Annotated in this window: 14 protein-coding genes; 9 read left to right on the forward strand and 5 right to left on the reverse strand. The window is 69.0% G+C overall.

Going from position 1 to position 26786, the window contains the following annotated elements:
• Nucleotides 1–51: 51 nt before the first annotated feature.
• From EL337_RS26790 to EL337_RS26830, 9 genes are all read left to right on the forward strand, one after another.
• Nucleotides 52–1626 carry an HNH endonuclease signature motif containing protein gene (locus EL337_RS26790; protein WP_048630673.1) on the forward strand — a complete coding sequence of 525 codons (1575 nt, stop codon included), beginning with the start codon at nucleotides 52–54 and terminating at the stop codon, nucleotides 1624–1626.
• A gap of 52 nt (nucleotides 1627–1678) precedes the next feature.
• A complete protein-coding gene (locus EL337_RS26795; protein ID WP_048630937.1) occupies nucleotides 1679–2080 on the forward strand; it encodes a GtrA family protein in 402 nt (133 codons plus the stop codon).
• A 61-nt stretch (nucleotides 2081–2141) separates the two neighbouring features.
• Nucleotides 2142–3524 carry a decaprenylphosphoryl-beta-D-ribose oxidase gene (locus EL337_RS26800; RefSeq protein ID WP_048630674.1) on the forward strand — a complete coding sequence of 461 codons (1383 nt, stop codon included), beginning with the start codon at nucleotides 2142–2144 and terminating at the stop codon, nucleotides 3522–3524.
• The gene (locus EL337_RS26805; protein ID WP_048630675.1) at nucleotides 3525–4307 is read left to right on the forward strand and encodes a decaprenylphospho-beta-D-erythro-pentofuranosid-2-ulose 2-reductase; all 783 of its coding nucleotides are present in this window, start codon (nucleotides 3525–3527) and stop codon (nucleotides 4305–4307) included.
• Nucleotides 4308–4411: 104 nt separating this feature from the next.
• Nucleotides 4412–6244, forward strand: a complete 1833-nt coding sequence (locus EL337_RS26810; protein ID WP_048630676.1) for a galactan 5-O-arabinofuranosyltransferase — start codon at nucleotides 4412–4414, stop codon at nucleotides 6242–6244.
• Nucleotides 6245–6248: 4 nt separating this feature from the next.
• Nucleotides 6249–9527, forward strand: coding sequence for an arabinosyltransferase domain-containing protein (locus tag EL337_RS26815; protein ID WP_048630677.1), 3279 nt, complete (start codon nucleotides 6249–6251; stop codon nucleotides 9525–9527).
• 65 nt (nucleotides 9528–9592) lie between these two features.
• Nucleotides 9593–12850: an arabinosyltransferase domain-containing protein gene (locus EL337_RS26820; RefSeq protein WP_048630678.1), complete on the forward strand. Its 3258-nt coding sequence runs from the start codon at nucleotides 9593–9595 to the stop codon at nucleotides 12848–12850.
• Entirely contained in the window at nucleotides 12847–16122 is a 3276-nt protein-coding gene (locus EL337_RS26825; protein WP_048630679.1) for an arabinosyltransferase domain-containing protein, read from the forward strand. Before EL337_RS26820 ends, EL337_RS26825 begins: the two co-directional genes overlap by 4 nt.
• A complete protein-coding gene (locus EL337_RS26830; RefSeq protein WP_048630938.1) occupies nucleotides 16119–16997 on the forward strand; it encodes an MBL fold metallo-hydrolase in 879 nt (292 codons plus the stop codon). Before EL337_RS26825 ends, EL337_RS26830 begins: the two co-directional genes overlap by 4 nt.
• Here the strand turns inward: EL337_RS26830 and EL337_RS26835 are convergent.
• From EL337_RS26835 to pks13, 5 genes are read right to left on the reverse strand one after another with little or no spacing between them, the layout of a single operon-like run.
• Entirely contained in the window at nucleotides 16994–18388 is a 1395-nt protein-coding gene (locus EL337_RS26835) for a serine/threonine-protein kinase (RefSeq protein WP_048630680.1), read from the reverse strand. The genes EL337_RS26830 and EL337_RS26835 overlap by 4 nt on opposite strands.
• Before the next feature lie 37 nt (nucleotides 18389–18425).
• Entirely contained in the window at nucleotides 18426–18806 is a 381-nt protein-coding gene (locus tag EL337_RS26840; protein WP_232786704.1) for a hypothetical protein, read from the reverse strand.
• Entirely contained in the window at nucleotides 18793–19695 is a 903-nt protein-coding gene (locus EL337_RS26845) for a DUF4331 family protein (protein WP_048630681.1), read from the reverse strand. Before EL337_RS26845 ends, EL337_RS26840 begins: the two co-directional genes overlap by 14 nt.
• A gap of 44 nt (nucleotides 19696–19739) precedes the next feature.
• Nucleotides 19740–21314, reverse strand: coding sequence for an acyl-CoA carboxylase subunit beta (locus EL337_RS26850; protein WP_048630682.1), 1575 nt, complete (start codon nucleotides 21312–21314; stop codon nucleotides 19740–19742).
• Nucleotides 21311–26743, reverse strand: coding sequence for a polyketide synthase Pks13 (gene pks13, locus EL337_RS26855; protein ID WP_048630683.1), 5433 nt, complete (start codon nucleotides 26741–26743; stop codon nucleotides 21311–21313). The genes EL337_RS26850 and pks13 overlap by 4 nt, the downstream gene beginning before the upstream one ends.
• Nucleotides 26744–26786: the final 43 nt, after the last annotated feature.

The following is a 26786-nucleotide window of genomic DNA, read 5'->3' on the forward strand; positions in this document are numbered from 1 at the left end:
CGGCAATCTGCCGGAAGCTGTATACGCCCGGAAGTCGATAAAATCGAACTTATGTTCGATAGGCCGGTGCCGGGTGTGGATTCGCTGGAGCGTCTCAGCGATGCCGACCTCGTCGACGCGGCCAAGCAGTGGGCTTGCCGCGAGAACGCCGCGTGCGCGGCCAAACTCGCCGTGATGGCCGAGATCTTCATTCGCCGCACCGGCCTGCCCGCGAGCGAGCGGGAGACCTGGTGGGTCGATCCTGATGCCGCGGTGGCCGCCGAACTGGCGGCCGCCCAGGCCATCACCCGGTCGCTGGCACTGCATCAGGCCCACCGCGGCGTGGTTCTGCGCGATCGCCTGCCTGCGGTGGGCGCCCTGTTCGCCCGCGGTCTGATCAGCGAGATGCTGGTTCGCAAGATCGTCTCCCGTACCGACCTGATCCTCGAGGACGCGGCCATGGCCGCCGTTGACGCAGATCTGGCCGCGGAGATCGTCACCTGGGGGCCGCGGTCCATCAAGAAGACCGAGCTGGCCATCGACGCCCTTGTCGAGCGGCACGACCCGGGCGCCTTGCGGCGAGCGCGGGAATCCAGCACCGAGCCCGATGTCGAGTTCGGTTCGCCCACCGACGCGCCGGGGTTCACCACCATATGGGCGCGGCTGTACGAGACCGATGCGGCGGTGGTCGAACGGTGCCTGCGCGAGATGGCCCACAGTGCGTGCTCGGCAGACCCCCGCAGCTTGGGTGATCGACTCGCCGCGGCGATCACCGCCCGTATCGCCGGGATCGCGTTGGTCTGCGAGTGCGGACGTGAGGACTGCGACGCCGGCGCCCGGAAAGACCGTCCCGCCAAGGACATGACCGTGTACGTCCTCACTGACGCCACCACAGGCACCGCCGGGGACACCGGCGATATCGGAGCCGGGGACCCTGAGGCCGGCGGGGACGACGCAGCCCACCCGGCGGCCCTCGAAGATGTCGCATCCCACACCCTCACGCCGGCGGCACCACACACCGTGGCCGACATCTGCGCCGGCGGGAAGTCCGGCTTCGTGTTCGGGGCGGGCATCGTGCCCGCACCCCTGCTGGCCAGACTGCTCACCGGCGCCCGGTTCCGCGAAATCCGCCATCCCGGTCAGGCGGGACCCGAATCGGGCTACGCCCCGTCCCGCGCGCTGGCCGATTTCATCCGCGCTCGTGACCTCACCTGTCGATTCCCCTGGTGTGACCACCCCGCCACCAGTGCCGACATCGACCACACCGTGCCCTACCCGACAGGGCCGACGCATCCCTCGAACCTCAAGTGTCTCTGCCGTTTTCATCACCTGCTGAAGACTTTCTGGATCGGCGCCCTCGGCTGGCGCGACCGCCAACATCCCGACGGCACCGTCGCCTGGACCAGCCCCACCGGCCACAGCTACACCACCGAGCCCGGAAGCCGGCTGCTGTTCCCCACTCTGTGCCGGCCCACCGCCACCCTCTGGAAGGGTGATCCACCTCTCGTCCCCACGAGCGACCTCCGCGGCCGATCCATGCCCCGCCGACGGCACACCCGCGCGCAGAACCGCGCACGGGCCATCGCCGCCGAACGCCGACTCAACGACGACCTGGTCGCCGAACACGACAAACCCCCGCCCTTCTGATCAGGTAGCGGTGACACCCACCCCGTAAGCTGCCCGGGTGGCCGAGCCCCCCATGTCACCCCAGCTGAGCCTGAAGACTCAGCTCTGGCGCTTCCTCGTGACCGGCGGGCTGTCGGCAATCGTGGACTTCGGCCTGTACGTGGCCCTGCTGGCGGTGGGTCTGCACGTGAACCTCGCCAAGACGCTGAGTTTCATCGCGGGAACCACGACCGCATATCTGATCAACCGACGGTGGACGTTCAGGGCGCCGCCGAGCACCGCACGATTCATCGCGGTGGTGGCGCTGTACGCCGTGACCTACGCCGTGCAGGTGGGCATCAACTACTTCTTCTACATGGAGTTCGAGGATCAGCCCTGGCGCGTGCCGGTGGCGTTCGTCATTGCGCAGGGCACCGCGACGGTGATCAATTTCATCGTCCAGCGCACCGTGATCTTCCGGTTCACCGGCGCGTAGCAATCGGCTAAATGATCGCGCTGCGGTGAGCACGTCAGCGCAAGCGGTACCCTCTGTGACGATGTTGAGCACCGAGTTTTCGACCACGGCGAAGCGGCTGACCGGCTGGGGCCGCACCGCCCCGTCCGTCGCGCAGGTGTTGTCCTCGCCGGACCCCGAGGTGGTCGTCAAGGCGGTCACCCGCGCCGCCGAGAGCCCCGGCAGAGGCGTGGTGGCCCGCGGCCTGGGGCGCTCCTACGGCGACAACGCCCAGAACGGCGGCGGCCTGGTCGTCGACATGAGCGTGCTCAACCGCATCCATACGATCGACGCCGACGGCGCGCTCGTCGACGTCGACGGCGGCGTGAACCTCGACCAGCTGATGCGGGCAGCGCTGCCCCTCGGGCTGTGGGTTCCCGTCCTGCCCGGCACCCGCCAGGTCACCATCGGCGGCGCCATCGCCTGCGACATCCACGGCAAGAACCACCACAGCGCCGGCAGCTTCGGCAACCACGTGCGCTCCATGGACCTGCTCACCGCCAACGGCGAAGTCCGCACCATCGGGCCCGATGGTCCGGACAGCGACCTGTTCTGGGCCACCGTCGGCGGCAACGGCCTCACCGGCATCATCCTGCGGGCCACCATCAAGATGACGCCCACCGAGACCGCGTACTTCATCGCCGACGGCGACGTCACCTCCACGCTCGACGAGACCATCGCCTTCCACAGCGACGGCACCGAGGACAACTACACCTACTCCAGCGCATGGTTCGACGCGATCAGCGCACCGCCCAAGCTGGGCCGGGCCGCGATCTCTCGCGGTTCGCTGGCAACGCTCGATCAGCTACCCACGAAGCTGCAGAAAAACCCGCTGAAATTCGATGCGCCGCAACTACTCACGTTTCCGGACGTCTTTCCGAACGGCCTGGCCAACAAGTACACCTTCGGCCCGATCGGCGAACTCTGGTACCGCAAGTCCGGGACCTACCGAGGCAAGGTGCAGAACCTGACGCAGTTCTATCACCCACTCGACATGTTCGGTGAGTGGAACCGCGCCTACGGTTCGGCCGGTTTCGGCCAGTACCAGTTCGTGGTGCCCACGTCGGCCGTCGACGAGTTCAAGGCGATCATCGTCGACATCCAGCGTTCCGGCTTCTATTCGTTCCTCAACGTGTTCAAGCTGTTCGGCCCGGGAAACCAAGCGCCACTGAGCTTTCCGATCCCCGGCTGGAATGTGTGCGTCGACTTCCCGATCACTGCGGGCCTCAACGAGTTCCTCAACGGGCTCGACAAGCGGGTGCTCGAGTTCGGCGGCCGCCTCTACACCGCCAAGGACTCCCGCACCACCGCCGAAACCTTCCACGCCATGTATCCCCGCATCGACGAGTGGATTGCCTTGCGCCGCAAGGTCGATCCCGACGGTGTCTTCGCCTCCGACATGGCCCGACGACTGGAGCTCCTCTAGATGGTTCTTGATGCCACCGGCAACCCTCAGACCATCCTGCTTCTGGGCGGGACCTCTGAGATCGCCCTCGCGATCGCCGAGCGCTACCTGCGCAACGCCCACGCCCGCGTGGTGCTGGCCGATGTGCCCGGCCACCCACGCAAGGACGCCGCCATGGCCCAGATGACCGCGGCGGGCGCCAAGGCCGTCGACTGGATCGACTTCGACGCACTGGACACCGAGAACCACCCGAAGGTGATCGACGCCGCCTTCGCCCAGGGTGATGTCGATGTGGCGGTGGTGGCCTTCGGATTGCTCGGGGACGCCGAAGAACTCTGGAAGAACCAGCGCAAGGCCGTCCAGATCGCCGGGATCAACTACACCGCAGCGGTTTCGGTCGGCGTGCTGCTCGGGGAGAAGATGCGTGCCCAGGGTTCGGGCCGCATCATCGCGATGAGCTCGGCCGCCGGGGAGCGGGTCCGCCGCTCCAACTTCGTCTACGGCTCCACCAAGGCCGGCCTCGACGGCTTCTACCTGGGCCTCGGAGAGGCACTGCGCGAGTACGGAGTCGGTGTCCTGGTGATCCGTCCCGGGCAGGTGCGCACCACGACGACCATCGAGCACTGGAAGGCCACCGGGGCCAAGGAGGCTCCCTTCACCGTCGACAAGGAAGAGGTGGCCGAAATGGCGGTCACCGCGTCGAACAAGGGCAAGGACCTGATCTGGGCGCCGGGCACCTTCCGCTACGTGATGATGGTGCTGCGCCACATCCCGCGCCCCATCTTCCGCAAGCTGCCGATCTGAGTCCGGTGGGCAGTAGCGGTGGGGCCGCGCCCGAAAGGCACGGGACGACCCGGGAGTCGAGGGCCGGTCATCCCCTGGCCACGCCGATCACCGTGGCCGGTCACATGCTCCTTGCAACGGCCGTCGCCGTTGTGGTCGCCGCCGTCAGCCTGGTCGCGATCGCGCGCGTGGAATGGCCCGCCTACAACTCGTCGAACCAGCTGCATGCGCTCACCACGGTCGGGCAGGTGGTCTGCCTGATCGGTCTGCTCGGCGCGGGAATCGCATGGCGCCGCGGCAGGCAGACCCTGGCCCGCATCGGCTCGGTGCTGTTCCTGTCCGCGTTCTCGGTCGTGACACTCGCGATGCCGCTGGGCGCGACCAAGCTCTACCTGTTCGGCATCTCCGTCGACCAGCAGTTCCGCACCGAATACATGACCCGCTTTGCCGATCAGCCGGGCCTGCACGACATGACCTACATCGGCCTGCCCCCGTTCTACCCGGCGGGATGGTTCTGGATGGGCGGCCGGCTGGCCGCGCTCACCGGGACCCCCGCCTGGGAGATGTTCAAGCCGTGGGCGGTCACCTCCATCACGATCGCAATCGTGCTGGCGTTCGTGCTGTGGGCCAGCATGATTCGATTCGAGTACGCCCTGGTGGTCTCGACTGCGACCGCCGCCGCGGCGCTGGCCTACTCCCCCGCCGAGCCGTACGCGGCGATCATCTCGGTGCTGCTGCCGCCGGTGTTCGTGTTGGCGTGGTCGGGGCTGGCAGGCAGGAGCAGAAACGGCGGGTGGGCCGCGGTCGTCGCCACGGGCCTGTTCCTCGGTGTCACGGCGCTGTTCTACACACTGCTGTTCCTGTACGCCGCATTCACGCTGACGGTCATGGCGGTGCTGCTGGCCATCGCGCGCCGTCGCCTCGACCCGTTGCTGCGCCTTCTCGTCATCGCGGTGCTCTCCGGCGTCATCGCCCTGCTCACGTGGGCGCCCTACCTGCTCGCCGCCGCGCGCGGCACACCCGCCGAATCCGGCACCGCGCAGCACTACCTGCCCAAGGACGGCGCCGAGCTGTCGTTCCCTATGCTCGAGTTCACCCTGCTCGGCGCGCTGTGCATGCTCGGCACCGGCTGGCTGGTGGTCCGCGCCCGCAGCTCCACCCGCGCCGGCGCGCTCGCGATCGCCGTCCTCACCGTCTATGCCTGGTCGCTGCTGTCCATGCTGACCACGCTGGTGGGCACCACGCTGCTCTCGTTCCGGCTGCAGCCCACCCTGACCATCCTGCTGACCGCGGCCGGCGCCTTCGGCTTCATCGAGTTGGCCCGCGCGGTGGCGGCCCGCGTGCGCCCGCCGAACGCCACCCGGGTGGTGGCGGTCGCCACCGCGATCGGCGCTCTCGGCGCCCTGACCTTCAGCCAGGACATCCCCGATGTGCTGCGCTCCGACATCGTCGTCGCCTACACCGACACCGACGGCTACGGCGAGCGGGCAGACCGCCGCCCACCGGGTGCCGAGCAGTACTACCGGGAGGTCGACGCCCGCATCCAGGACGTCACCGGCCGACCGCGCAACGAAACCGTGGTGCTGACCGCCGACTACAGCTTCCTGTCGTACTACCCCTACTACGGGTTCCAGGGCCTGACGTCGCACTACGCGAACCCGCTCGCCCAGTTCGACCAGCGCGCCGGTGCCATCGAGGGCTGGCGGATGCTGACCGACGCCGACCAGTTCATCGAGGCGCTCGACAGCATGCCGTGGGAGCCTCCATCGGTGTTCCTGATGCGCCGCGGGGCCAACGACACCTACACCCTGCGCCTGGCCGAGGACGTCTACCCGAATCAGCCGAACGTGCGGCGCTATCACGTCGCCCTCGACGAGGCGCTGTTCGACGACCCGCGGTTCGATGTGTCCACCGTCGGGCCCTTTGTGCTGGCCATCCGCAAGCCATCTACCATCTAGCCCCGTGGTCCAGCAGCCGGCGCCCGCCGAGCCGACAGAGGTGTCGGGCAGCAACCACCGCACCGCGCGGCTCGTCGCGATCGTCGCGGGGCTGCTCGGCACCGTCCTGGCCATCGCGACGCCCCTGCTCCCGGTAGACCAGACCACCGCCCAGCTCAACTGGCCGCAGAACGACGTGCTGCAGAGCGTCAACGCCCCGCTGATCGGCTACGTCGCCACCGATCTCGAGATCACCATCCCGTGCAGCGCTGCCGCCGGACTGGACCGGCCCGGTCGCAGCGTGCTGCTGTCCACGGTGCCCAAGCAGGCCCCCAAGGCCATCGACCGCGGCCTGCTCGTGGAGCGCGTCAACGACGACCTGCTCGTCATCGTCCGCAACACCCCGGTGGTCAGCGCCCCGCTGGACCAGGTGCTCAGCCCGCAGTGCCGGGAGCTGGTCATCACCGCGCACGCCGACAAGGTGACGGGCGAATTCGTCGGGCTGACGGAGGAACCCGACAACCCGGGGTCGGCCGACGCGACCCCGCCTCGTGAACCGCTGCGCGGCGAGCGCGGCGGCTACGACTTCCGACCCCAGATCGTCGGCGTGTTCACCGACCTGGCCGGGCCCGCACCGCCCGGGCTGCAGTTCTCGGCCACCATCGACACCCGCTACAGCACCTCGCCGACCTGGTTCAAGCTGCTCGCGATGGTCATCGGCGTGGCGATGACGCTGATCTCGCTCGGCGCACTGCACGTCCTCGACAACGCCGACGGCCGCAGACACAAGCGCTTCCTGCCGCAGCGCTGGTGGTCGCTGTCGCCGCTGGACGGCCTGGTGGCCGCGGTGCTGGTGTGGTGGCACTTCGTCGGCGCCAACACCGCGGACGACGGCTACATCCTCACCATGGCCCGGGTGTCCGAGAACGCCGGCTACATGGCCAACTACTACCGCTGGTTCGGCACTCCCGAAGCGCCGTTCGGCTGGTACTACGACCTGCTCGCGCTGTGGGCGCACGTCAGCACCACCAGCGTGTGGATGCGGCTGCCGACGCTGCTGATGGGGCTGGCCTGCTGGTGGGTGATCAGCCGCGAGGTCATCCCCCGGCTCGGTTCGGCGGTCAAACACAGTCGCGCCGCAGCGTGGACCGCGGCCGGACTGTTCCTCGCGTTCTGGCTGCCGCTGAACAACGGGCTGCGCCCCGAACCGATCATCGCCCTCGGCATCCTGCTCACCTGGTGCTCCGTCGAGCGGGGTGTCGCGACCAGCCGGCTGCTCCCCGTCGCGATCGCGATCATCATCGGAGCGCTGACGTTGTTCTCCGGGCCGACCGGGATCGCCGCGATCGGCGCGCTGCTTGTGGCGATCGGCCCGTTGAAAACCATTGTGGCCGCCCACACCTCGCGGTTCGGCTACCTCGCGCTGCTGGCCCCGATCGCCGCGGCGGGCACCGTCACCATCTTCCTGATCTTCCGCGACCAGACGCTGGCCGCCGAACTGCAGGCCAGCAGCTTCAAGTCGGCCATCGGGCCCAGCCTGGCCTGGTTCGACGAGCACATCCGCTACTCGCGCCTGTTCACCACGAGCCCCGATGGTTCCGTGGCCCGCCGCTTCGCGGTGCTGACCCTGCTGCTCGCCCTGGCCGTCGCCGTCGCGATGTCGTTGCGCAAGGGCAGAATTCCCGGCACCGCACTGGGCCCGAGCCGGCGCATCATCGGCATCACCATCATCTCGTTCCTGGCGATGATGTTCACCCCGACCAAGTGGACCCACCACTTCGGCGTGTTCGCCGGGCTGGCCGGCTGCCTCGGCGCCCTGGCGGCGGTCGCGATCTCCGCGGTGGCGATGCGCTCACCTCGCAACCGCGCCGTGTTCACCGCCGCGGTGCTGTTCGTCACCGCGCTGTCGTTCGCGACAGTGAACGGCTGGTGGTACGTGTCCAACTTCGGAGTGCCGTGGGCGAACGACTTCCCGGAGTACAAGTTCGGCTTCACCACCATGCTGCTGGGGCTGTCGTTCGTCGCACTGCTGGTGGCCGCGTGGCTGCATTTCACCGGCCGCGACACACCGCCGCCCGCCGGCACCCCGCCGCTGTGGAAGCGAATCGGCCGGTCGCCGTTGGCCATTGCCACCTGGGCTCTGGTCACGTTCGAAGTGGTGTCGCTGACGGTGGCGATGGTGAGCCAGTATCCGGCGTGGACGGTGGGCCGCTCCAACCTGGAGGCGTTGACCGGCAAGACGTGCGGCATGGCCGAAGACGTCCTGGTGGAGCAGGACGTCAACGCAGGCGTCCTGCAGCCCATCGGGGTGCCCGCAGGAGAAGGGCTCGGCGAGGTCGGCACAGGCGCGTCAGTGGGCTTCAGCCCCAACGGAATTCCGTCGGACGTGTCCGCGGACCCGGTGATGGAACAGCCGGGCTCGGACAACTTCGCCGACAGCGACGGTGACAGCACGGGGGTCACCGGCGGCGAAGCCGGCACCGAAGGCGGGACCACCGCAACGACGGGTGTCAACGGCTCACGTGCCCGACTGCCCTACGGCCTCGATCCCGCGCGCACACCGGTGCTCGGCAGCTGGCGCAGCGGCACCCAGCAGCCCGCATTCCTGCGGTCTGCCTGGTATCGGCTGCCCGAGGGCTGGAGTGACCGGGACCGGTCCGAGTCGCTGCTCGTGGTGGCCGCCGCGGGACGCTTCGATTCCAGCGAGGTCGTCGTGCAGTGGGCCGGCGACGGCGACGCTGCCGGGGATCCCCGGGGATCCATCGAGTTCGGCGACGTCGGAGCCGCCCCGGCATGGCGCAACCTGCGGGCGCCGTTGTCGGCGATCCCGGCCGAGGCCACCCGGATCCGCTTGGTCGCCACCGATGACGATCTGAGCCCCGAACACTGGATCGCGCTCACCCCGCCCCGTATCCCAGAACTGCGCACGCTCCAGGACGTCGTCGGCTCGACCGATCCGGTGCTGCTCGACTGGCTCGTCGGGCTGGCCTTCCCCTGCCAGCGCCCGTTCGGGCACCAGAACGGTGTGACCGAGGTGCCCAAGTGGCGGATCCTGCCCGACCGGTTCGGGGCCGAAGCCAACTCGCCGGTGATGGACTACCTCGGCGGCGGCCCGCTCGGCATCACCGAGCTGCTGCTGCGCCCCACCACCGTCCCGACGTACCTGAAGACCGCGTGGTTCCGCGACTGGGGCGCGCTGCAGCAGCTCACGCCGTTCTACCCGAACGCCGAACCGGCCCGGCTCGACCTCGGCACGACGGAGCGCAGCGGACTCTGGAGCCCCGCACCGCTGCGGCTCAGCTAACGGCTCGGTTGCGCCGCGGCACGCCGAGCTTCCCGGCATAGGTACGTCGCCTAACATCGAGCCTCGTGCCTGCCCCGTCCGCCCGTCTTCTCGCTGTCATCGCGGGGCTCGCCGGTGTGGTGCTGTGCGGCCTGGCTCCGCTGCTGCCGGTCAAGCAGTCCACGGCCGCCATCGCCTGGCCGCAGGGAGCGAACGCGGACGGATTCGTCAGCGACATCACCGCTCCGCTGGTCTCCGGTGCGCCCCGATCCCTGGACGTCACCATCCCGTGCACGACGATGGCCACGCTGCCCGCCGACGGCGGCGTGGTGTTCTCGACGATTCCGGCCGACGGCATCGACGCCGGCCGCAACGGACTGTTCGTGCGCGCCAACGCCGACGTCGTCTACGTGGCGTTCCGCGACACCGTCGCCGCTGTGGCCCCGCGCGACGCGGTGGACTCGGGCGCCTGCAGCGAACTGCGCATCTGGGCCAATGTCGGGGCCGTCGGCGCCGACTTCGTGGGGATCCCCGGCGCCACCGGAACCCTGCCGCCGGACAAGCGACCCCAGGTGGCCGGCGTGTTCACCGACCTCGAGGTCGCTCCGGACGCCGCCGGCCTGGCCGCGCGCATCGACGTCGACACCCGGTTCATCACCACGCCGACCGCGCTGAAGCTGGGCGTCATGGTCCTCGGCGTCCTTTGCGTGATCGCCTCGATCGTCGCGCTGTCGCTGCTGGACCGCTCCTCGGGCCGACGGATCCCCGACGAGCTCCGCCGCCCGCGCCGGGCCGGACTGTGGACCTGGCTGACCGACGTCGCCGTCGTCGGCGGTCTGCTGGTCTGGCACATCGTCGGGGCCCAGTCCTCCGACGACGGCTACAACGTCACCATCGCCCGGGTCTCCGGCGAAGCGGGATACCTCACCAACTACTACCGGTACTTCGGGGCCTCGGAGGCGCCGTTCGACTGGTACCAGAGCGTGCTGGCACACCTGGCCTCCGTCAGCACCGCCGGCGTCTGGATGCGCCTGCCCGCCACCGTGGCCGCCATCGCGACCTGGCTGATCATCAGCCACTGCGTGCTGCCCAGGCTGGGCAGGCGACTGGCGGGCAACCGGGTCGCGGTGCTGACCGCGGGCGCGGTGTTCCTGGCCGCGTGGCTGCCGTTCAACAACGGGCTCCGGCCGGAGCCGCTGATCGCGTTCGGCGTCGTCGCGGCGTGGATGCTGGTGGAGAACACGATCGGAACCCGCCGGCTGTGGCCGTACGCCGTGGCGATCGTCGTCGCGGTGTTCTCCGTGACGCTGGCCCCGCAGGGTCTCGTCGCGGTGGCGCCGCTGCTGGTCGGCGCCCGCGCCGTCACCCGCATCATCGCGTCCCGCCGCCCGGTGGACGGGTTGCTCGCACCGCTGGCGACACTGCTGGCGTCGGCATCACTGCTCTTCGTCGTCGTGTTCCGCGATCAGACCCTGGCCACCGTCGCCGAGTCGGTGCGCATCAAGTACGTCGTCGGCCCGACCGTCCCCTGGTACCAGGAGTTCCTGCGGTACTACTACCTCACCGTCGAGGAGAGCGTCGACGGCTCGCTGACCCGGCGCTTCTCGGTGCTGATCCTGCTGCTGTGCCTGTTCGGACTGATCACCGTGCTGCTGCGCCGCGGCAGCGTCCCCGGCGCCGTGAACGGTCCGGTGTGGCGGCTTGTCGGCACGACCGGCATCGGACTGCTGCTGCTGACCCTGACCCCCACCAAGTGGGCCGTGCAGTTCGGTGCGTTCGCCGGGCTGGCGGGCGCGCTGGGGGCGGTCACCGCGTTCGCCTTCGCCCGCGTCGGGCTGCACAGCCGACGCAACCTGGCCCTCTACGTCACCGCGCTGCTGTTCGTGCTGGCCTGGGCGACGTCCGGGATCAACGGCTGGTTCTACGTGGCCAACTACGGCGTTCCGTGGTTCGACAAGCAGCCGGTGATCCTCGGCTACCCGGTGACGACGATCTTCCTGGTGCTGGCGATCGCCTGCGGCCTGCTGGCCGCCTGGCTGCACTTCCGCATCGACTACGCCGGCCACACCGAGGTGGCCGACACCGGACGCAACCGGGCCGTGGCCTCCTCCCCGCTGCTGGTGGTGGCGGTCATCATGGTGGTGCTCGAGCTCGGGTCCATGCTCAAGGCGACGGTGGGCCGCTACCCGGTGTACACCACCGGCGCCGCCAACATCGCAGCACTCTCCGGCGACAGCTGCGCCATGGCCGACGACGTCCTGGTCGAGGCCGACACCAACGCCGGCATGCTCCAACCCGTCCCCGGCCAGCGGTTCGGCGAATACGGGCCGCTCGGCGGGGAGGACCCCGTCGGCTTCACCCCCAACGGCATCAGCGACACCCTCGAGCCCGCCGAACCGGTGGCCGCCAACCCCGGCACGGTCAACTCCGACGGTCCCGTCGACAAGCCCAACATCGGCGTCGGCTACGCGGCGGGCACCGGCGGCGGCTACGGACCCGAGGGCGTCAACGGATCGAACGTGTTCCTGCCGTTCGGGCTCGACCCCGCGACCACTCCGGTGATGGGCAGTTTCGTCGAACCCGGGTCGGATCAGGCGTCGGTCGCCGCGGAGGCGACGTCGGCCTGGTATCAGCTGCCGCCCCGCACACCGGACCGGCCGCTGGTCACCGTCGCCGCGGCCGGCGCGATCTGGTACTACAACGAGGACGGCTCCTTCAACTATGGACAGTCGTTGAAGCTGCAGTGGGGTGTGCACCGGCCCGACGGCTCGTACCAGGAACTGGGCGAGGTCCAGCCGATCGACATCTTCGTGCAGAAGGCGTGGCGCAACCTGCGGTTCCCGCTGGAGTGGGCGCCGCCGGAAGCCAACGTCGCCCGCATCGTCGCCGACGACCCCAACCTGTCCGAGGATCAGTGGTTCGGGTTCACGCCGCCGCGCGTGCCCGTCTTGCAGACCGCCAGTGAGTTCCTCGGCACGCAGACCCCGGTGCTGATGGACATCGCCACCGCGGCCAACTTCCCGTGCCAGCGGCCGTTCTCCGAACACCTGGGGATCGCCGAGCTACCCGAGTACCGGATCATGCCGAACTTCAAGCAGATCGTGGTGTCGTCGAATCAGTGGCAGGCGGCCCAGGACGGCGGACCGTTCCTGTTCATCCAGGCGCTGCTGCGGACCGAGTCCATCCCGAGCTATCTCAGCGGCGACTGGTACCGCGACTGGGGCTCACTCGAGCGCTACAACCGGGTGGTGCCGCGCGACGAGGCGCCCGACGCCGCCATCGAGGAAGGGTCGACGCAGGTGTTCGGCTGGAACCGCGGCGGACCCATCAGGGCCCTCCCGTGAACGAACAGAACGGCAGCACAGGCCGCGCCGTGAACGATGTCCGAGTGGCGCGCTGGGTCGCGACGATCGCGGGTCTGCTGGGCTTCGTGCTGGCGGTCGCGACTCCACTGCTGCCGGTCACGCAGACGACCGCGACGCTGAACTGGCCGCAACAGGGCCAGGTCGGCAACGTCACCGCCCCGCTGATCAGCCAGGCTCCGGTGAGCCTCACCGCAACGGTGCCCTGCGACGTCATCGACAGACTGCCCGCCGACGGCGGTCTGGTGCTGGGCACCGCCCCCGCGGAGGGCCGGGACGCGGCGCTGAACGCGATGCTGGTCAACGTCACCGGCGGAGGGCAGGAGCGCAGCGACCCGGGAATCGGCGGCGGAGGGCAGGAGCGCAGCGACCCGGGAATCGGCGGCGCCAGGGTCGACGTGATCGTGCGCAACGTCGTGGTGGCCAGCGTGAGCCGGGACAGGGTCACCGGATCACCGGGGTGCGAGCGCATCGACATCACGTCGTCTCTGGACGGCACGTACGCCGACTTCGTCGGCCTGACGAAGGCCGACGGGTCACCGCAGCGCACCGGGTACCCAGATCCGAACCTGCGGCCCGCCATCGTCGGGGTGTTCACCGACCTGACCGGTCCCGCTCCGCCGGGGTTGTCGTTCTCCGCAACCATCGACACCCGCTTCACCACGCAGCCCACCACGCTGAAGCTGCTGGCCATCGTGCTCGCGATCGTTTCCACTGTGATCGCGCTGCTGGCGCTGTGGCGCCTGGACCGCCTCGACGGGCGACGGATGCGTCGGGTCGTCCCGACCCGGTGGCGCACTCTCACCGCGGTCGACGGCGTCGTCGTCGGCGGGTTCGCGCTCTGGTACGTCATCGGCGCCAACTCCTCCGACGACGGCTACATCCTGCAGATGGCCCGCGTCGCCGAACATGCCGGCTACATGTCGAACTACTTCCGCTGGTTCGGCAGCCCCGAGGACCCGTTCGGCTGGTACTACAACCTGCTGGCGCTGATGACGCAGGTCAGTACGGCCAGCATCTGGATCCGCCTGCCCGACCTGATCTGCGCCCTGGTGTGCTGGTTGCTGCTGTCGCGCGAAGTGCTCCCGCGCCTCGGCCCCGCGGTGTCGGGCAGTCGGGCCGCGCTGTGGGCCGCGGGACTGGTCCTGCTCGCGGCGTGGATGCCGTTCAACAACGGGTTGCGGCCCGAAGGACAGATCGCCACCGGCGCGCTCATCACCTACGTGCTGATCGAACGTGCAGTGACCTCCGGCAGGCTCACCCCCGCCGCCCTGGCGATCACGACCGCGGCGTTCACGCTGGGCATCCAGCCGACCGGTCTGATCGCGGTGGCCGCGCTGGTGGCCGGCGGCCGCCCCATCCTGCGGATCGTCATGCGGCGACGCCGACAGGTCGGGATCTGGCCGCTGATCGCGCCGCTGCTGGCCGCGGGCACCATCGTGCTGGCTGTGGTGTTCGCCGACCAGACCCTGGCAACAGTGTTGGAAGCCACCAAGATTCGTACCGCAATCGGTCCGAGCCAGGAGTGGTGGACCGAGAACCTGCGCTACTACTACCTGATCCTGCCGACCACCGACGGCGCGATAGCCCGCCGGGTGGCGTTCCTGTTCACCGCGTTGTGCCTGTTCTCGTCGCTGTTCATCATGTTGCGGCGCAAGCGGGTTCCCGGGGTCGCGCGCGGGCCCGCCTGGCGGCTGATGGGCGTCATCTTCGCCACCATCTTCTTCCTGATGTTCACCCCCACCAAGTGGATCCACCACTTCGGCCTGTTCGCCGCGGTAGGTGGTGCGATGGCGGCGCTGGCGACCGTGCTGGTGTCCCCGGTGGTGCTGCGGTCGGCGCGCAACCGCATGACGTTCCTCGCCGCCGTCCTGTTCATCCTGGCGCTGTGCTTCGCGTCGACGAACGGCTGGTGGTACGTCTCGAACTTCGGTGCGCCATACAACAACTCGGTGCCGCAACTCGGCGGGGTGACCGCCAGCACGGTGTTCTTCATCCTCTTCGGCATCGCCGCGCTGTGGGCGTTCTGGCTGCATCTGGCCCAGCGCCGGGAATCGCGGGTGGTCAACGTCCTGACCGCTGCGCCGATTCCGATCGCCGCCGGGCTGATGGTCCTGTTCATGGTCGCGTCGATGGCCATCGGTGTCGTGCGCCAGTACCCCACGTACTCCAACGGCTGGGCCAACATCCGCGCCTTCGCCGGTGGGTGCGGTCTGGCCGACGACGTCCTCGTCGAGCCCGACTCCAACGACGGCTTCCTGCAGGCACTGCCGGGCGATTACGGTCGCCTGGGCCCGCTGGGCGGCACCGACCCGGTCGGCTTCTCCCCCAACGGTGTTCCCGACCGGATCATCGCCGAGGCGATCCGGCTGAACAACCCGCAGCCCGGCACCGACTACGACTGGCAGCGCCCCATCAAGCTGTCCCGCCCCGGCGTCAACGGGTCGACCGTGCCACTGCCGTACGGCCTCGACCCGGCGCGGGTCCCGGTGGCCGGAACGTATTCGCTTGGGCCGCAACAGGAGAGCCGCCTCGCCTCCGCCTGGTACCAGCTCCCGGCGCCCGACGACGCGCATCCGCTCGTGGTGATCACCGCAGCGGGGACGATCTCGGGCACCAGCGTCGCGAACGCGTTCACCTCCGGCCAGACCGTTGAGCTGGAGTATGCGCTGCCAGGACCGGACGGCGCGCCTGCCCCGGCAGGAAGGGTCAGCCCCTACGACATCGGCCCGACCCCGTCCTGGCGCAACCTGCGCTACCCGAGGGCCCAGATTCCCGCCGACGCGATCGCGGTCAGGGTGGTGGCCGAGGACCTGTCGCTCGGCCAGGGCGACTGGGTCGCGGTGACACCCCCGCGGGTTCCCGAGGTGCGTTCCGTGCAGGAGTACATCGGGTCGCAGCAACCCGTGATGATGGACTGGGCGGTGGGCCTGGCGTTCCCGTGCCAGCAGCCCATGCTGCACGCCAACGGCGTCACCGAGATCCCGAAGTTCCGCATCTCGCCGGACTACTACGCGAAACTGCAGAGCACCGACACCTGGCAGGACGGCATCAACGGCGGCCTGCTCGGGATCTCGGACCTGCTGTTGCGGGCATCGGTGATGTCGACCTATCTGTCCAAGGACTGGGGCCAGGACTGGGGCTCGCTGCGCCGCTTCGACACCATCGTCGAGGCGCAGCCGGCCGACATCGAACTGGGCCAGTCCACGCACTCCGGACTGTGGTCGCCGGGACCGATCCGCATCCAGCCGTGACCGGCAGGATCGGACTGGGCCGCGCCACGCTGTCGCGTGTCCTGGAGACCCGGTTCCGGTTGCGGACCGCGTTGTTCGACCAGACCCCCGCCGACGCCTGGGCCGACAACGCCGACCTGCTGGAGCCGGCGTTCTGGGACCGCGCTGCCGGCGAATGGAAGATCGTGATCCAGACCTGGGTCATCCAGGTCGACGGGCTGACCGTGCTGGTGGACACCGGGGTCGGCAACGACCGCGACCGCCCCCACATGCCGCCACTGCACCAACTCGACACCGGCTTCCTGGCCGCACTCGCCGACGCCGGCGTGCAGCCCGAGGACGTCGACATCGTCGTCAACACCCATCTGCACACCGACCACGTCGGCTGGAACACCCGACAGGGTCCTCACGGGTGGGTGCCGACATTCCCCAACGCCCGCTACCTGATGCCCGAAGCCGACTACCGGCATTTCTCCCCCGACGGCCCCGGCGACCGCGAGGGCATGCGAACCGTGTTCTCCGACAGCGTGTTACCGGTAGAAGCGCAGATGGAGCTGTTCTCCGGCGACCACCGGGTCAGCGAATCGCTGTGGCTGCGGCCCGCGCCGGGCCACACCCCCGGATCCTCGGTGGCGTGGCTCGACGCCGGTGTGCCCGCGGTGTTCGTCGGCGATCTGACACACTGCCCGATCCAGCTCCCGCGCCCCGACGACGCGTGCGCGTTCGACGAGGACCCCGCAGCGGCGGCGACCACCCGCAACCGGGTGCTCACCGAGGCGTCGCGGCGGCGCGCCGCCGTCATCCCCGCCCACTACCCAGGCCACGGCGGAGCCACCGTGATCGCTCGCGGCGACGCCTTCATGGTCGACGACTGGCTCGACCTGCCACCGATCTAGCCCTGGTTGTCGTTGGCGGTCGGATCGGTGTTCTCCTGCAGGATGTCGTCGTGGCAGTCGACCTGGCTCTGCCCGGTCTGCTCCATGCACACCAGCACCGGGGTGTCGGGGTTCTGATTGCCCGCGCCGGGGTCGGGGGTGGTACTCGGATGCGGGATCTCACCCGGATACAGCGACCACAACGGCTCCCCTGAGGATGTCAGCCGCGCGCAGTAGGCGGGTTCGCCGCCTTCGGTGACCCCGGCCCCGCCCAGCGTGGCGCAGTCCGCGCCCACGACCACCACCGGCAACGTCACGTTCCCCGACGGGGGCGCGGTGGTGGTGGGAGTCTCGCGGGCGTCGGTACGCAGTTCCTGCCGCTCGAACACCGCCAGCAGGACCACGGCGACAACGGCGACCAGCGACAGCGCCAGCGCCGCCGCCACCAGGATGCGGCCCCGCGACTTCGTCGGCGGCTTCGGTCCGGGTGCCGCCTTGGCATGCCGCGGCCCGGGCGCCGCGCCGGCGAACCGGGTGGCCTCGGGGTCATGCGACGAATCCGGGTGCACCGCGCCGCTGCGGTTGGCCAGCGCGCGGGCGAAGTCGACACAGCGGTCGTACCGGTCGGCCGGAGACTTGGCCAGGGCCTTCTCGAAAGCAGCTCCCAGGCCCGACAATTCGGGTCGGTGCACCCCGATCGACGGCGGCTGAGCGGTGAGGTGCTGGCTGATCACGATCGCCGGATTGGAGTGCTGGAACGGCGGAGAACCGGTGAGCAGCTGGAATGCCGTGGCAGCCAACGCATACTGGTCGGCGCGGCCGTCGATCGCGTGGTCGGCGGTCAGCTGTTCCGGCGCCGAGTACGCCACCGTGCCGACGGTCATGTTCGTCCCGGTCAGCGCGCTGACCTCACCGAGCCTGCGGGCAATACCGAAGTCCGCCAACATGATCCGCTCGTTCTCGGTCTCCGGATCGGCGATCAGGATGTTGGCGGGTTTGACATCGCGGTGCAGCAGGCCGCGCTGATGTGCGTAGTCGAGCGCTTCCCCCACCGCCGTCACGATCCGGATCACCAGCGCGGGCGGCATCCCGTGCGGATAACGCTCGGTGAGCAGCCGGGCAGCGTCGGTCCCTTCGACGTGGTCCATCGAGATCCACAGCCGGCCCTCGAAGTCACCACGGTCGTGCACCTGCACGATGTGCGGGTGCCACAGCGTGGCCGCGATGTCGGCCTCCCGGTTGAAGCGCTCCCGATATTCGTTGTCGGCACACACCGCGGCCGACAGCACCTTCAGCGCGTCGTAGCGCGGCAGTCGCGGATGCCTCGCCAGATACACCTCGCCCATGCCACCGGCGCCCAATCGTCGCGAGATCGTATAACCCGAGATCACCTCGCCGTCGCTCAGCGGCATGCGCGGATCCTATCGGCTTGGTTGATCATGACGTCGATCACGATCTCTGCCTGCGGGTACGCATCCGCTCGACGAGCGAGCGGGCCTCCGCCGGGTGCATCACCTCGGTAGTCGCCAGGCTGGTCGCCTCGCGGATGATCGCCCTCAGTTCCACACCGTCGATCACCTGGTTGGCCAGGGCGACCAGGTCGATCCGCGCGATCACCGCCTCGATGGCCTCGGCAGGCAACCGGTCACGCACGATCGCGGTCATGTCGAGCTCGGAGATGACGGCGGCCACGACAACGGAGAGTACGGCCTGCGCCTCGCGCCTGCCGCGCGTGAACAGTCCACCCACCAACGGCAGGGACTCGCAATTGCGGTAGGCAGCGAGCAGCAGCGACGATTCTGCGCCTGCTGCTGGCTCAGTGGGGCGCACCGAGGTACGGGAAGTCGGGGAGCAGGTCGTTGTGCGGGGTCAGCCCCGACACCGTCTTCTGTCCCTTGGTGAGGAACCTCGACCGGTAGTCGGCCACCTCGTCGGTCAGCGTGCGCCCGTTCGGGTACTTGGCGGGAGCGGAAGGATTGAAGGTCAGCACGTCCGGCAGGGTGCCCTCGGCCTCGATCGCGTCCACCGCCTCGTCGCGGCTGTATCCCCCGGTGTCACCCATCAGGTCGATGAGGTGACCCATCCAGCGGGTGCGGTCCCCGTTCGGCTCGCCCGCGCTGTACTCCGCAAGCTCCTCGTCGGTGGCGAAGAATCCGCTGACCCACGGATGGGCGACCCGATCCGCGTGCAGCCACTCACCGTCGCGCCGAACGCTGACTCGCGCCCAGATCCGCACGTCAGGGGCGGCGCCGAGATAGCTGGTCGGCAGTTCGACGGCCATCGCGATGACGTTGGTCTGTGCGAAGAGAGCGTCGCTGCGGGCGCCGGCGAAGAACGAGAACGACCCCGACCGCGACCGCCACAGGTGCGGTTGGTCGTCGAACGACACCTCGACGTCGCCGAAGATCAACGACCCGGCCGCCGCGTCGACCCGGGCTTCGGACTGCAGCGCCAGGCAGACGTCGACCTTCTGCCGCCCGTCCACCGGCTCGGAGTAGACGAAGTTGAACGCGATGTCGTTACGCAGATCGCCGTCGTTGTCGATGGCGATCCGGTACACGGCGCCCGGATGCAGGGGGCCGGCGTCTGGGTTGGCGGTCAGGATGAGCGCCGTCCGCGTCGGGTCCTTCGGCGACTGGAACACGTACAGATCGCACAGATCCAGTCTCGGGTCGCCCAGCGGCGCGCCACGTCTCAGCCCGGTGAAGTCAGTCGACACAGGCTGTATTCAATCCCACAGAAGGCATCAGGGTGCACCGGGACCTAGATCGGCGTCAGGCCGTGCTTGCGGTGGACCCGGCTGATCTGCTTGTCCTGCAACAGGTGCAGGCATCGCCGCAGCAGGAGCCGGGTCTCGTGCGGCTCGATGACGCCGTCGATGAAGCCCCGCTCGGCGGCCACCCACGGCACCGCCATCGTCGCGTTGTAGCCCTCGATGAAGTCGGCCCTAATCTTCTGCACCTCGGGCGCGGTGGGATCGGGGAACCGCTTCACGACCAGCTGAGCGGCACCCTCGGCACCGATGACCGCGATCCGCGCCGTCGGCCAGGCGAAGTTGAAGTCCGACGTCAGCTGCTTGGAGCCCATGACCGCATACGCGCCGCCGTAGGACTTCCTGATGGTGATCGTGACCTTCGGGACGCTGGCCTCCACGACGGCGTTGAGGAACCGGCCGCCGCGTTTGATGATGCCGCCCTTCTCCTGCGCGACGCCCGGCATGAAGCCCGGGGTGTCGACGACGAAGATCAGCGGGGTGTTGAAGGAGTCGCAGAAGCGGACGAACCGTGCCGCCTTGTCGGAGGCCTCGTTGTCGATGGCGCCCGACATGTACATCGGCTGGTTGGCGATGACGCCGACCGGGCGGCCGTCGACGCGCGCGAACGCGGTGATGATCGCCGGGCCGGACTGCTCGCCGACCTGGAACACGTCGCCGTCGTCGAAGATCCGCAGCAGGATCTCCATCATGTCGTAGGCCTGGTTGTCCGAGTCCGGCACGATCGAGTCGAGCTCGAGGTCGTGCGGCGTCACCGTGGGCTCAAGCCCCGGGTTGACGATCGGCGGATCATCGAAGGTGTTCGCGGGCAGGAAGCTCAGGTAGTCCCGGACGTACTGGAACGCCGCGGCCTCGGATTCGACGACCTGGTGGATGTTGCCGTAGCTGGCCTGGGCGTCGGCGCCGCCGAGCTCGTCGAGCGACACGTCCTCGCCGGTGACGTCCTTGATGACGTCGGGCCCGGTGACGAACATGTAGCCCTGGTCGCGCACCGCGACGATCAGGTCGGTCTGGATCGGGGAGTACACCGCTCCGCCCGCGCACTTGCCGAAGATCAGCGAGATCTCGGGCACCAGCCCGCGCAGCAGTTCGTGGCGGCGGCCCAGTTCGGCGTACCAGGCCAGCGACGTGACCAGATCCTGGATGCGGGCACCAGCGGAGTCGTTGATGCCGATGATCGGGCAGCCCACCATCGCCACCCACTCCATCAGGCGGGCGACCTTGCGGCCGAACATCTCGCCGACGGAGCCCTGGAAGACGGTCTGGTCGTGGCTGAACACGCCGACCGGCCTGCCGTTGATGGTGCCGTGGCCGGTCACCACACCGTCGCCGAAGAGTGCGTTCGGGTCACCCGGCGTCTTGGCCAGCGCACCGATCTCCAGGAAGCTGCCCGGATCCAGCAGCGCGTAGATGCGCTCCCGGGCACTGGGGATGCCCTTCTTCGCGCGCTTGGCGACAGCCTTCTCGCCACCGGGCTCCTTGGCGAGCTCCAGTTTCTCGCGAAGCTCGGCCAGCAGCTGGGCGGACGTCTTCGGCGGGGTGGCGGCGGAAACCTCTTCAGTCACTTGCCCTCGCTCTCAGCCTCGATGGCGTTGATCGCCTCGCTCATATGGGCGCCGACCTTTGCAATGTACGGCTCGTCGATGGCCTGGATGTGCTCGCCCCCGATCGGGATCACCTCGAGATCGGCGACGAATTCGCCCCAGCCGCCGTCGGGCTGGCGGATCGCGTAGCGCGGTTCGAAGAAGATCGCGTCGTCGTGATAGCGATCGGCCATGTAGAGCGTGACGTGCCCGTCGTAGGGCTGGATCTCCGCGGTTTCGAGCAGCCGGTTGTCCAGGTAGGACGTGCGCTGGTGCTCGATGATGCCGCCCGGGATGTCGACGCCGGCGTCCTTCACCGCGTCCAGGATGAACTTCACCTGGCCTGCGTCGTCGAGACCCTCCAGCTCCTCGTACGGGATCGGCGGGACCTCGACGTTGAACGTGCGCTGCGCGAACAGGGCGTAGCGATCCCAGCGTGCGCGGGTCTCCTCCTGGGTCTGCGGGATCTCCTCGCCCGGGCGCACCATGTCGATCAACCCGACGAACTTCACGTCGGCGCCCGCGCGCTTCAGCCCGATGGCGCAGGCGTACGCCAGCGCGCCGCCCAGCGACCAGCCGACCAGGATGTAGGGCCCGTCGCCCTGGATCTCCTGAAGCTTGGGCAGGTACTCGGCGGCCCGCTCCTCGATGGACCCCTCGACCCGCTCGATGCCGTACATCGGGGTGTCGGCCGGCAACCGCTTCAGCAGCGGCTCGTAGACGACGGTGCTGCCGCCGGCCGGGTGGAACACGAACACGGGGATACGGGTGGACCCCTCGGGCCGGGCACGGATGGTGCGGACGAACCCGTCGAGTTCGCCTGCGTCCATCTCGTCGCGCACCGCGACCGACAGGTCCTGGATGGTCCGGGCGGACGCGACCTGCTCGGCGGTGATGGTGCCCTCGGCGCGTTCGGAGAGCCGCGCCGCGATCTTCTCGGCGACGTCGTCGCCGATCGAGGGCAGCTCGTTGAAGATGCCGCCCGGGGACTTGCCGGTCACGATCGCCCACGTGGCGAACGTGACGCGCTCGGCGGCGTCGCGGGGCGGCACGTCGGCGCCCAGCGCCTCGGTGACCGCCTCCTGGGTCAGCACCTTGGCGGCCAGGCCGGCGGCCGAGGTCTTCTCACCCGTCGGACCGCTGGGGTCCGTGGGCGGAGCGGGGACGGCAGGACCGCTGGGATCCGTGGGGGGCGGCGGGATGTCCACGATGCTCGGCGGCGCCTCGGTACCCGCGGCGGTCGCGGTCTCGTCGGCCACCGTGACGTCGTCGGAGGACTCCGCCGCGATCGGGTGCCCCGCCTCGGCCAGCTTGGCCTCCAGCTCGGCGACGGTGGTGGCGCCGCCCATCAGCTCGGCCTGCGCAGCAGCGATCTCCTCCGCGGACTGACCCTTCTGTGTCTCGGCCAGCACATCGACCTCGTCGCGGTGCTCGACCGCGTAGGCGATCAGCTTCTCCACGGCGTAGAGGTTGGCGTCCCGCACCGCGGTCAGCTGGATGGGCGGGAGGTCGAAGTCGTACTCGACCCGGTTCTTGATCCGCACGGCCATCAGTGAATCCAGGCCGAGCTCGATCAGCGGCACCTCCCACGGCAGGTCCTCGGGCTCGTAGCCCATGGCCGCGCCGACGATGGTGCCCAGCCGCTCCCCGATGGTTTCCCCGGAGTCCGGCGACCACTTCGCGAAGCCCGCCGCGATGCCCGCTCCCGCGGTGAGGTTGTCGTGCAGGATGGCCGCCGCGCCTTCGGATTCCTCGGGCTCTTCGACTGACGCTGCAGGAGAGATGTTTTCGGCGACCGTACCCGCGCCGACCGCGGTGGGCAGCACCGCGGCGGCGCCGTTGCGGCTGACGATCGCGTCGTAGACGAGAGTGAAGGACTCGTCGATCCGCGCATGCACCTGCACGCTCGCACCGCCGGGGTGGCGGGTCAACGTGGTCACCAGCCGCGAACCGTCACCCGGCACCGCACGCTGCTCCGAGGCGACCAGTTTGGCATCCGGGATCACCGCTGCCGCAGCGGCTTTCACCAGCGCAGCCAGGTCGGTCTGACCCTTGCCGCAGTACTCGAACACATGCCGGCCGTCGGGGGTGGCGACGTGGTTGCCCGGAATCACCGCCGAGCTGTCACCGGTGAAGTTCGCGTCGAGCCAGTGTTCCTTGCGCTTGAAGCGGGTGGGCGGGATGTCCGCGAAGTCCAGCGCACCGGCGAGACCCCGTGAGCGCCTGGGGAACAGGGTGCGGAAATCGAGGTCGTGGCCGTGGACGAACAACTGCGCCATCGCGGTGGTCATCGAGTCCACCTCGTCCTGCTTGCGCGCCAGCGTCGCGATCAGCTGCGCATCGTGGAGGCCGGCGCTGGCCGTGGTCAAGCCAACCTGCATGAGGGCGACCGGGTTCGGCGCCAGCTCCAGGAACGTGGTGTGGCCGTTGTCGACGGCGTTGCGGATGCCGTGGGTGAAGTAGACGCTGTGCCGCAGTCCCTTCTTCCAGTAGTCGACGTCGTGGATCGCGTCGGCTCCGGCCCGGATCAGGTTGCCCTCGTGCACGGTCGAGTAGTACGGAACCTGCAGCGGGTGGGCTTCGATGCCCTGCAGTTCGGCGGCGAGCTCACCGAGCAGCGGGTCCATCTGCGAGGTGTGGCTGGCGCCCTTGGTCTGGAACTTGCGGGCGAACTTGCCCTCCGACTCGGCGCGGGCGATGATCGCGTCCACCTGATCGGGCGGGCCGCCGATGACCGTCTGGGTCGGCGCGGCGTACACGCACACCTCGAGGCCCGTGAAATCCGAGAAAACCGTCTCGATCTCCTCCGCCGAGTACTCCACCAGCGCCATCAGCCGGATGTACTCGCCGAACAGCATGGCTTCGCCCTCACCCATCAGGTGCGCGCGCGAGCAGATGGTGCGGGTGGCGTCGGCCAGCGACAGACCTCCGGAGAAGTACGCCGCGGCGGCCTCGCCCAGCGACTGGCCCACCAGCGCACCGGGTTTCGCACCGTGCGCCTTCAGCAGCTCACCGAGTGCCACCTGGATGGCGAAGATGACCAGCTGCACCTTCTCGATCGGCAGCTCGGTGGTGTCGTCGGTGTAGTCGATCGCGTCGTCGAGGATGAGCTCGACGATCGAATGCCCGCGCTCGTCCTGGATGAGGCTGTCCACCTTGTTGATCCACTCGGCGAAGATCTCGTCGCGCAGGTAGAGGCTCTTGGCCATCTTGCGGTGCTGCGCACCGAATCCGGCGAGCACCCACACGGGTCCGTTGGTGACGGGCCCGTCGGCGGCGAGCACGATCGGGTTGGGCTTGCCCTCGGCCAGCGCGCGCAGGCCCTTGATCGCCTCGTCATGGTCGTGCGCCAGCACCACCGCGCGGGAGCGGCCGTGGTTGCGCCGCGACAGCGAGCGCCCGATGGACTCCAGCGACGATTCGCGGCCCTCGGGGCTGTCGATCCAGTCGGCCAGCTCAGCGGCTGCGGCGCGCTTGCGGGAGGTCAGGAAGCCCGACACCGCCAGCGGCACAAGCGGTGCCGTGGGCTCTGCGGCCGCCAGCTCCTCGCGGGCGATCTCCAGCAGGCGCAGCGCCTCGTCGGTCAGGCCGGGTAGTTCGGGTTCGTCGTCATAGGAGGCAGCGGGCGTGTCGAGGGCATCGTCATCGTCGTCATCGAAGCCGGATTCTCCTCGCGCAAGCGACTCGTCGGTGATGAACTCGCCGTACTCATCCATCCGCACGCCGCCCACGTACACGGCCTTCGCGTCGTCGTTGGCGGGGGTCACCACGGCCACATCGGGTTCCGGAGCGGGCTCGACGAGATCGGTGGGCAGCACCTCGCGCAGCACCAGGTGCGCGTTCGCGCCGCCGAAGCCGAAGCCGGAAACACCTGCGATCGCCTTGCCGCCGTAACGCGGCCAGTCGGTGACGGTGTCGGCGACCTTGAGATGTTCCTTGTCGAAGTCGATGTAGGGATTGGGACCGCTGTAGTTGATCGACGGCGGGATCTTGTCGTTTTTGAGCGCCAGTGCCACCTTGGCCAGGCTGGCCGCACCGGCCGCCGATTCCAGGTGTCCCACATTGGATTTCACCGCACCGAGCAGCGCGGGCCGGTCGGCGGCACGGCCGCGGCCGATAACGCGGCCGAGCGCGTCGGCCTCGATCGGGTCACCGAGGATGGTGCCCGTGCCGTGCGCCTCGACGTAGTCGACCGTGCGCGGGTCGATGCCGGCGTCCTTGTATGCCTTGCGCAGCACCGCTTCCTGCGCATCGGGGTTCGGGGCGAGCAGACCGTTGGAACGTCCGTCGTGGTTGACCGCGCCACCGGCGATGACGGCCATGATCTCGTCGCCGTCACGGCGGGCGTCTTCGAGACGCTTGAACACCAGCATGCCGCCACCCTCGGAGCGGGCGTAGCCGTCGGCGTCCTTGGAGAACGACTTGATCCGGCCGTCCGGTGCGAGCACCCCGCCGACCTCGTCGAAACCAACGGTCACCATCGGGGTGACCAGGGCGTTGACACCACCGGCCACCACCACGTCGGCCTCGCCGGACCGCAGCGCCTTGATGCCCTCGTGCACGGCGACCAGCGACGACGAGCAGGCGGTGTCGATGGACATCGACGGCCCGCGGAAGTCGAAGAAGTACGACACCCGGTTGGCGATGATCGCACTGGAGTTACCGGTGATCGCGTACGGGTGCGCGACGGACGGGTCCGACAGCGCCATGATCATGTAGTCGTTGGTCGAGCTGCCGACGAATACGCCGACGTTCTCGCCGCGCAGGCTCGACGCCGGAATCCTGGCGTACTCCAGCGCTTCCCACGTCAGTTCCAATGCCATCCGCTGCTGCGGATCGATGTTGTCGGCTTCCATCTTCGACAGCGCGAAGAACTCGGAATCGAAGCCCTTGATGTCGGACAGATAGCCGCCGCGGGTGTGCGCCTTGGCGACCCGCTCGGCGACCCGAGGCTCGGACAGGAACTCCGACCACCGCCCCTCCGGAAGGTCGGTGATGGCGTCGCGGCCTTCCAGCAGCGCGGCCCACATCTCGTCGGGGGTGTTCATGTCACCCGGGAACCGGGTGGCCACGCCCACGATGGCGATGTTCATGACGCCTTCATCAGCGTCGCGCGACCAGTCCTCGGCATCCAGCGCGGCGGTGTCCACTTCCGGCTCGCCCTCGACGATGACCGTGGCCAGCGACTCGATGGTCGGATGCCGGAACGCAACGGTCGCGGTCAGCGTGACGCCGGTGAAGTCCTCGATGTCGCTGGCCATCGCGACCGCGTCACGCGAGGACAGACCGAGTTCAACCATCGGCGTCGACTCGCTGATCGAATCGGGCGCCTGTCCGGTGGCGTTGGCTATCCAGTTGCGCAGCCATTCGCGCATCTCGTTGACGGTCAGGTCCGGGTTCGGTTCAGCCATGTTCAGATAACCTCACGATCGACGCGGCGACCGAAGAGCCGCC

Source organism: Mycolicibacterium aurum (genome assembly GCF_900637195.1).
In the GTDB taxonomy this organism is placed as follows: domain Bacteria; phylum Actinomycetota; class Actinomycetes; order Mycobacteriales; family Mycobacteriaceae; genus Mycobacterium; species Mycobacterium aurum.